The organism is Microcoleus sp. N9_B4 (genome assembly GCF_036701635.1).
GTDB lineage: Bacteria > Cyanobacteriota > Cyanobacteriia > Cyanobacteriales > Microcoleaceae > Microcoleus.
Genome location: NZ_JAUBRC010000044.1, coordinates 51085 through 57908 on the forward strand (window position 1 = coordinate 51085; position 6824 = coordinate 57908).

Here is a 6824-nt window from a genome sequence, read left to right on the forward strand (position 1 = left end):
CTGCTGAAATTACTTTTTTTTTAAGCAAAACAGTTGGTTTAAGCTGACATTTTTAATTTTACATTTTTAATTTTTAATTCCTACTTACTGCCTCTAATTCACAGCTTCTTGTTCCAGAGCGCTTTGCTGATTGGACGATCGAATTCGCTCCAGCACTTGGTTGTCAATAGCCTCCTTCGCCAAACGAATGGCATTAAAAATCGAGCCAGCTTGAGACGAACCGTGGCTGATAATGCAAACTCCAGCAACGCCCAATAGCAAACCGCCGCCGTGTTCAACGTGGTCTACCCGCTGCTTAAATCCTTGCAAGCTTTTTTGCAGCAGAGGATCGTTCATTTGATGTTGGAGTCCTTTGACTAATTCTTCCTTCAGCACTTGCACGACGACTTCGCCCACCGCTTCGGCAAACTTCAACAACACGTTGCCGACAAACCCGTCGCAGACAATCACGTCGAATTTCCCCGACAGCACGTCGCGGCCTTCGGCATTCCCCACAAAAGGAATGTTCGGGTTGTCCACCAATAACTGGTGAGTTCGCACTGCGGCGTCGTTGCCTTTAGAAGGTTCTTCGCCAATGTTGAGCAGGCCGATTTTAGGTTCGGCGACACCCAGCACACACTGGCTGTAAATAGTTCCCATAAGAGCGAACTGCTCCAAAAATTTGGGGCGGCAGTCCACATTAGCGCCAACATCGAGAATGAGTACAGAGCTGCCCGGTATCATTGTCGGCAAAACCGCACCGATCGCAGGGCGATCGATGCCGGGGAGCCGGCCCAACCTGAGCAGGGCAGCAGCCATTGCCGCGCCGGAGTGACCGGCGGACACCACAGCATCAGCTTGCTGCTGCTTTACCAAGTTCATCGCTACGTTAATCGAAGCGTTGGGCTTGCGTTTGAGGGCACTCAAAGGTTCTTCGTGCATTTCCACCGCTCCTTCAGAAGGAACGATTTCTAGCTGACCTGTAGAGACGCGGCCGATCGCGTCTTGTTGCCGGAGCGAGTCTTCTATTTGCTGTGGGTCGCCCACAAGCAAAATCTCTACGCCTAATTCTTCTTGTGCCTTAAGCGCTCCAGCTACAACTTCGGCGGGGGCATGATCCCCACCCATAGCGTCTATTGCAATTCTTGCGCGTGTCGATCCCATTGACCAATGTTTGAGAAACACTAAAAATTCTACCAGGAAGTCAGGAGCGTGAATCCACAAGTCTGAATAAAGAACTAAAATCCGCTCGCTACGGCGATCGGACAATTCTCATTTCCGACTACTCTGATAGAACTTGTTTTGTCACTACTTTACTATTTTTGACTGCAAATTGAAAAAATCAATGAAATAGTTTACATGACCGCAAGCACTTTAGTCCGGAAACCCCGGATTCATCCGTGGAGCGAAAAAAAAGCTCCCCATCCTCATCACTTGCCCCCGGATTTATCAGTGGGAGCGCTTTCTTCAATTCTTTAATCTCAAATCTAAAATCTAATATCTAAAATCGATTGACTTTAGGAGTAAAAAATGCTGGATTTATTTAGCTCAGGGATGATGTCTCTGTGGCTGGACATGGCTGGGGTAGGCAGTGCCGCGCCTAATGCTGCGTCAGTGCTGGCTTGGCGGGGAGGGATACCCGGGTTAGTGGTGACCGAAGATTTGGCTTTTGGGGGAATAAATGCGGCAAATCCCGACTTGCCTGCAGAAGCGACGGTGCGGGAATATTTAAAAGAGTTGAAAGAAAAGAACCTGATTGATGGGAATCAGGGAATTTGGGTGCAAGCGGGAATGGTGCCGCTGGTAAGTCAGCAGGGCAAGACGCTGATGCCTGGGGCTTCGCTGACTAAGATTGCGACTTCTCTGGCGTCCCTGGAAACTTGGGGCCCGGATTATCAGTTTGAAACGCGGTTCCGGGGAACGGGACCGATTAGCAATGGTGTATTGCAGGGAGATTTGGTGGTCAGCGGCGGGGGCGATCCGCTGTTTGTGTGGGAGGAGGCGATCGCCGTTGGCAATGCTCTCAATCAAATGGGTATCAATCGTGTGGCGGGAAATTTGGTGGTGACAGGCAATTTCCGCATGAATTACGAGTCCGATCCTTTGGTGGCGGGGGAGATACTGCGGCAAGCTCTTGAGGGTAGCAATTGGCCTGCGGACGTGGTGGCAATGTATTCTAAGATGGCTCCAGGAACTAGAAAGCCGCAAGTAACGGTGGCCGGCAGCGTCATTGCTGAGAAATTTGTGAGTTCGGGGCATTTGCTGCTGAAACGCCGATCGCTTCCTTTAGCCGAAATTCTCAAGCAGATGAACGTCCACAGCGATAATGAAATAGCTCAGATGCTGGCCGACGATTTGGGCGGGGCAAAAATAGTGCAGCAGCAAGCGACTTGGGCTGCGGGGGTGCCGGAGGAGGAACTTCAATTAGTTAACGGTTCGGGATTGGGAGTGGAAAATCGGATGTCTCCGAGGGCGGCTTGTGGGATGATGCAGGCGATCGCCCGCAACCTTCAGACTACTGGGCTGACGATTGCTGACTTGTTTCCGGTGTCCGGGCGCGATAAAGGAACTTTGGAATACCGACACATTCCGCGATCGGCTGTGGTGAAAACTGGTACTTTGGACACGGTGATTGCTTTGGCTGGAGCTATACCCACGCGCGATCGGGGTTTAGTGTGGTTTGCAATTATTAATCGCGGCACCGATTGGGACTCTTTGAGAGAGCAGCAAGATATATTTTTGCAAAAATTGGTGCAGCAGTGGGGAACTGCATCGATTTTGCCAGTAGCAATTACACCGCACATTGACGGCGCCAGACCTGCCTTGGGGGCCGCAAATCGTAGCGATATTTTGGTCGGAGGTTAAGAAATAGGGGTTGAGTTGGGGTTCGGGGAAGGAGCACTGACAAAATAGCTTAGAATTGGAACAAGACTATTGTGCAAGAAGATGATCAAACTGCGATTGAAGAGATACGGGAAAAAACGCGAGACAAGCTACCGGATTGTAGCGATGAACAGTTCTACTCGCCGCGACGGCCGTCCCCTAGAAGAGCTCGGCTTTTACAACCCGAGAAATAATGAAACCAGGCTGGATGTTCCAGCGATTGTCAAGCGCCTCCAAGAAGGCGCTCAGCCAACTGACACCGTGCGTGACATCCTGAGAAAAGCCCATGTATTTGAACAAGTCGGAGCCGGAGCCAACGTTGAATCCAGCACAGCAACAGTCAGCTAGTCCCAACTATGCTGGACTGGTTAAGTTTTTAATTGGGCCTTTTTTAGAGACCCCAGGTTCTTTGCGGGTTGATTGCGAACTGCACCCGCGCCAATCGCGGGTCTGGGTTAGGCTGGCTTTTGAAGATCCGGACAAAGGCCGGGTTTACGGTAGGGGCGGACGCAATATTCAGGCAATTAGAACTACGCTCGAAGCGGTGGCGCAGACGGCGGGTCAGTCCCTCTACTTAGATATATACGATGGTGAAGCGGGCGATCGTGGATCTGGCCCGCCCAGGGGCGATCGCGATCGGCCAGATCGCGACCGCCCGGATCGTGGCTCGCGGGAGCCGCGAGGCGACTTCCGACCCCGGACGCCACCTCCGTCGCCGAGTCCCTTAGCTAGCAGAACTCCGAGAGAACAACCTCGCCGTACTAACACACCTACGTTTAGAACGAGCAGAAATACTCCCGGTTATTAACTGCATATCCCCAAAACAATTTTAGATTTTAGATTGCCTGTTGTAAACTTTGTATTACAAGCCCCGCTTGATTTGAAATTGCCGGTTTTGCGATCGGAAACAAATGTAAAATTTTAAATTTCAAATGTCAGCGGCATCAGGTTAATCTAAAATCTAAAATTTCCCATCTAAAATCTAAAATTGCCTGACTTAATAGAAGGGAGATTTGATTTGTGCCTCAAGCACCAAACTCATTTGGGAGCTAAATCTAAAAGACGCCTTAGATACTAGGTAAAACCTAGTAACTGGCGTCTTTTTGTTCGCAAATAGTGACGACAGGTTGAACGTTTAGTTGTTAACTTTTAATTGCTTATTTGGAGGAGCTTATGTTGGCATGAATGAAAAACTAATAATAGAGTTACCGAGCACCCAAAGCGCAATGTCGCTGGCCGGTAATCAAGAAGAAAACCTGAAAATGATCTCTAAGCAAACCGGTGCTAACGTGGTAATGCGAGGGCAAGAACTGCTGATTTCCGGCACAAAAAGTCAAGTAGAATTGTGTCATAAATTAGTGCGATCGCTCTCCGACTATTGGAAATCCGGCAAAAATATTACCGGAGTTGAAATCCAGACGGCGCGCCAAGCTTTGGATACCAACCGCCAAGGCGATTTACAAGACTTGCAGCGAGACGTTCTCGCCAGAACCCGCCGCGGCGAAGAAATTAGAGCCAAAACCTTCAAGCAGCGGCAATACGTCCAAGCAGTACGCACGCACGACCTGACTTTTTGCATTGGCCCCGCTGGTACTGGCAAAACATTTCTAGCAGCTATTTTCGCCGTGCAAGCGCTGTTGAGCAAGCAGTACGAACGGCTGATTTTAACCAGGCCCGCCGTGGAAGCTGGCGAAAAATTAGGGTTTTTGCCGGGAGATTTGCAGCAAAAAGTAGATCCCTATTTGCGCCCGCTTTACGACGCCCTGCAAGAAATGATCGACCCTGAAAAAATGGCCGATTTAATGGAAAGAGGCTTGATCGAAGTAGCTCCTTTAGCTTATATGCGGGGGCGCACTCTCAGCAATGCTTTCGTAATTTTGGACGAAGCTCAAAATACGACGCCGGCTCAGATGAAAATGGTGTTGACTCGTCTGGGCTTTCGATCGAGAATGGTAGTAACGGGCGATATCACTCAAACAGATTTGCCGCCAAACCAACAGTCGGGATTGTCAGTCGCCCAAAACATTCTACGCAACGTTGAGGGCATTGCTTTCTGCGAATTCTCTCAGGCGGATGTGGTGCGACACCCTCTAGTGCAGCGGATTGTGGCTGCTTACGAACTGCACGAAACATAGTCATTAGTTAGTAGTCAGTAGTCATTAGTCAGTAGTCATTGGTTGATTGTTAGTTGTTGTTGGTTCTAATGCTCAAAGTCCAATACCCAATACCCAATTCCCAAATTAAATTATGCCTAATTTGAAAGAATTCTTGGAAGCTTGCGAACAATTGGGAACGCTGCGTTTAATCGTGACTAGCAGCGCGGCGGTGCTGGAAGTGCGCGGTTCAATTCACAAGCTGTTTTATGCGGATTTGCCGAAAGGAAAGTATGCCAATATGCACGCCGAAATATTTGAGTTTCACTTGAACATGGACAAAATCAAACAGGTGAAGTTTGAAACGGGTGAGGCGAAAAGAGGCAATTTCACTACTTATGCAATTCGTTTTCTCGACGAACAAAATGAGGCTGCTTTGAGCGCGTTTTTGCAGTGGGGAAAGCCGGGAGAATACGAACCAGGACAGGTGGAAAATTGGCACGAGTTGAAGGAAAAATACGGGGAGGTTTGGGAACCGGCACCTGTTGAGGCGCTTTAAAAAATAGGCTTTTCCACCTTTGAATTGCATATGGGGGGCGGGTAGGATTCCCAACCCCTAATCCCCACAAGCCGCACATTTATTTTTGTGCAACAGGCATCTTGCCTGTTTATGAAAATGGTATAAAATATGATGTTTAACTGATTTGTTGTCTAATTTTTGGATTAATGAACCGCAGAGGGCGCAGAGAACGCCCCGAAGAGATAAAGAAGAGAAAGAGAGAAATAAAATTAGTTGTTTGAATGTAATTGGGTATGAAGGGAATTTGGGGTTTTTGTCTGGTTTTGCTGGTGTTGCTGTGGGGTGGCGGTGCGAGGGCGGGGGTTTTGGGCGATCGCATATCAAGTTTTCCCAATTGGGAAAGCAAGCCTCCGATCGCTGTAGCTAAGGGAGATTTGGTATATCCCGACTGGATGGCGGGGAATTGGAATGTTGCTAGCACTTTGGTAGATTTAGCCGCTCCTTTAGCGCCAAATATTGTCACGCCAGGGTTTGAAAGCAACCGCCAGTATTTGCAGCAGCCGGTATTATTTAAAGTGCGATTTCAACCGGAAAAAAATATTGGGTTAATTTCTAATTATACATTTAAAAATGCTCAAAAAATTGTAGCCGATCGCACTTTTAACGGTTTGAATATTGCCAAGGCTTATTTAGGCGATCGTGGCGTAGTTTCGGTGAAAGTCGATCCGACCAATCCCAACCGCCAAATTACTGTTTTGAAAGGGGAACGCCAACTAATTTCGATTGTTACGAGTCGGGGAACTGAGACGCCGAATCCTCGCGAGTTTGTGTCTACAGAGATTTCTCAGCAGATTTTTCGTGGAGAGTCTGATATTTATTTAAATGAGGTGGAAACAACAACGGCTTATCGAGTTGTTGGAGGCGGGAAAAATGGCGATTCTGCGAGTAAAAGAATTGAGGCGGATCAGGTGACAGCGATTTATTTGTCGCCGCAAGACCCGGATTATTTTGCGGCTGGGGGGCATCCTGTGGCTTTGTACCGATATCGGTTGGAGTTGGTGCGGGCATAATTACATTGTCATCTCGATCGACCTAGCAACGATCGACTTTTTTCGCCCCTGTCTCTCCTTACATCAGCTTTGCTAATAACCCTCATCAGTTTAACTGTCGCTATGTTGGGAGTTGCTGGTGTCTTCGGTGGTTCTTTGTTCTCTGCAATGCACGGTTCTTTGGTAACATCTTCCTTGGTTCGTGAAACAACCGAAACCGAATCACAAAACTACGGTTACAAATTCGGTCAAGAAGAAGAAACCTACAACATCGTTGCAGCCCACGGCTACTTCGGTCGT

The 6824-nt window shown here is 48.5% G+C and carries 7 protein-coding genes and 1 pseudogene; 7 read left to right on the top strand and 1 reads right to left on the bottom strand.

The window, feature by feature from the left end; all coding sequences use genetic code 11:
* Window positions 1-93: 93 nt before the first annotated feature.
* Window positions 94-1143 (bottom strand): phosphate acyltransferase PlsX, encoded by a 1050-nt coding sequence (gene plsX / locus QUA43_RS24360; protein WP_333377163.1) that lies wholly within the window; start codon window positions 1141-1143, stop codon window positions 94-96.
* Window positions 1144-1509: 366 nt separating this feature from the next.
* Here plsX and QUA43_RS24365 point away from each other — a divergent pair, with 366 nt between their 5' ends.
* The 7 genes and pseudogenes from QUA43_RS24365 to QUA43_RS24395 form a co-directional block, all read left to right on the top strand.
* Entirely contained in the window at window positions 1510-2844 is a 1335-nt protein-coding gene (locus QUA43_RS24365) for a D-alanyl-D-alanine carboxypeptidase (protein ID WP_333377154.1), read from the top strand.
* 81 nt (window positions 2845-2925) lie between these two features.
* Complete coding sequence (gene rpsP, locus QUA43_RS24370; protein WP_333377155.1) at window positions 2926-3210, top strand: 30S ribosomal protein S16; 285 nt, start codon at window positions 2926-2928, stop codon at window positions 3208-3210.
* The gene (locus QUA43_RS24375) at window positions 3149-3670 is read left to right on the top strand and encodes a KH domain-containing protein (protein WP_333095964.1); all 522 of its coding nucleotides are present in this window, start codon (window positions 3149-3151) and stop codon (window positions 3668-3670) included. Before rpsP ends, QUA43_RS24375 begins: the two co-directional genes overlap by 62 nt.
* Window positions 3671-4043: 373 nt before the next feature.
* Window positions 4044-4997, top strand: coding sequence for a PhoH family protein (locus tag QUA43_RS24380; protein WP_333377157.1), 954 nt, complete (start codon window positions 4044-4046; stop codon window positions 4995-4997).
* A 112-nt stretch (window positions 4998-5109) separates the two neighbouring features.
* The gene (locus QUA43_RS24385) at window positions 5110-5514 is read left to right on the top strand and encodes a ChuX/HutX family heme-like substrate-binding protein (protein WP_333377159.1); all 405 of its coding nucleotides are present in this window, start codon (window positions 5110-5112) and stop codon (window positions 5512-5514) included.
* Window positions 5515-5768: 254 nt separating this feature from the next.
* Complete coding sequence (locus QUA43_RS24390) at window positions 5769-6545, top strand: DUF6816 family protein (RefSeq protein ID WP_333377161.1); 777 nt, start codon at window positions 5769-5771, stop codon at window positions 6543-6545.
* Window positions 6546-6647: 102 nt separating this feature from the next.
* A pseudogene (locus tag QUA43_RS24395) lies at window positions 6648-6824 on the top strand (photosystem II q(b) protein); the annotation flags it as partial.

What these genes read in the sequence shown, in the direction of transcription:
- plsX (WP_333377163.1), bottom strand. Translation starts at nt 1,143, where the DNA reads ATGGGATCGACACGCGCAAGAATTGCAATAGACGCTATGGGTGGGGAT.
- QUA43_RS24365 (WP_333377154.1), top strand. Translation starts at nt 1,510, where the DNA reads ATGCTGGATTTATTTAGCTCAGGGATGATGTCTCTGTGGCTGGACATG.
- rpsP (WP_333377155.1), top strand. Translation starts at nt 2,926, where the DNA reads ATGATCAAACTGCGATTGAAGAGATACGGGAAAAAACGCGAGACAAGC.
- QUA43_RS24375 (WP_333095964.1), top strand. Translation starts at nt 3,149, where the DNA reads ATGTATTTGAACAAGTCGGAGCCGGAGCCAACGTTGAATCCAGCACAG.
- QUA43_RS24380 (WP_333377157.1), top strand. Translation starts at nt 4,044, where the DNA reads ATGAATGAAAAACTAATAATAGAGTTACCGAGCACCCAAAGCGCAATG.
- QUA43_RS24385 (WP_333377159.1), top strand. Translation starts at nt 5,110, where the DNA reads ATGCCTAATTTGAAAGAATTCTTGGAAGCTTGCGAACAATTGGGAACG.
- QUA43_RS24390 (WP_333377161.1), top strand. Translation starts at nt 5,769, where the DNA reads ATGAAGGGAATTTGGGGTTTTTGTCTGGTTTTGCTGGTGTTGCTGTGG.